This is a genomic window from Acinetobacter sp. WCHA29 (assembly GCF_002165335.1).
Classification (GTDB): Bacteria; Pseudomonadota; Gammaproteobacteria; order Pseudomonadales; family Moraxellaceae; genus Acinetobacter.
The window spans coordinates 1-1,030 of the sequence record NZ_NHRQ01000052.1 but is presented as its reverse complement, the minus strand read 5'-3'; the positions used below and the strand labels follow the sequence as shown (position 1 = coordinate 1,030).

1 pseudogene is annotated in these 1,030 nt (G+C 38.9%); it reads left to right on the top strand.

Features of this window, described 5'->3' with window-relative positions:
• Positions 1-969: pseudogene (locus CDG59_RS14915) on the top strand (IS3-like element ISAba14 family transposase); the annotation flags it as partial.
• Between the last annotated feature and the right edge of the window lie 61 nt (positions 970-1,030).

Genomic DNA, 1,030 nt, shown 5'->3' with positions numbered 1-1,030 from the left:
AGCTTTCGATCAATCAAAAGCTCCAACAGAACCACCCATCGATCTAAAAAAACTACATGCAAAAATCGGTGAGCAGGCATTAGAAATTGATTTTTTAGAAGGTGTGTTGAAGAAACTGGGCCGCTTCAACCACAAAAGTTAATCGACGACTCACTTCAGATTTCAGTATCTAAGCAAGCTAAGCTGCTGAAAGTCTCCCGTGGTTGTTATTACTATCGCCCAAAACCTGTGAGTGCATCAGATCTGAAGCTGATGCGATGTATTGATGAATTACATATGCAATATCCTTTTGCAGGCAGTCGTATGATGCGTGATTTGTTGAATCGTCAAGGACATCATATAGGACGACGTCATACACGTACTTTAATGAAGAAAATGGGTATTCAGGCGTTATATTGCAAACCAAATTTAAGCCAGGCTAATCAAGCTCACCGTAAATATCCATATCTGCTCAAAGGATTGGCTATTCAGCGCAGTAATCAAGTGTGGTCTACGGATATAACGTATATCCCTATGGCAAAAGGCTTTGTTTATTTATGTGCTGTGATTGATTGGCATAGCCGCAAGGTACTTGCGCATAGAGTATCGATTAGTATGGAGGTGGATTTTTGTATTTCGGCTTTAAATGAAGCGATTGAAAAATATGGTCGACCTGAAATATTTAATACAGACCAAGGCAGCCAGTTTACCAGTGATGCATTTATTGATGTATTGAAATCAAATGGCATTCAAATCAGTATGGATGGTAAAGGTCGATGGGTAGATAATGTGATGGTTGAACGATTATGGCGGAGCGTTAAATATGAAGAGGTGTATCTCAAAGCTTATAGCAGTGTCACAGATGCGAAAAAGCAATTAAGTGCATATTTTGAGTTTTATAATTTGAAACGACCTCATTCGAGTCTAGACAAAATGACACCAAATGAGTTTTACTATGATCAGCTACCCCAACAAAACAAGGTGGCTTAACTAGAGCGGAATATCACTTATAAATACGCTTTTAGTTGTTCAAACAAGTGGGACCACCTCT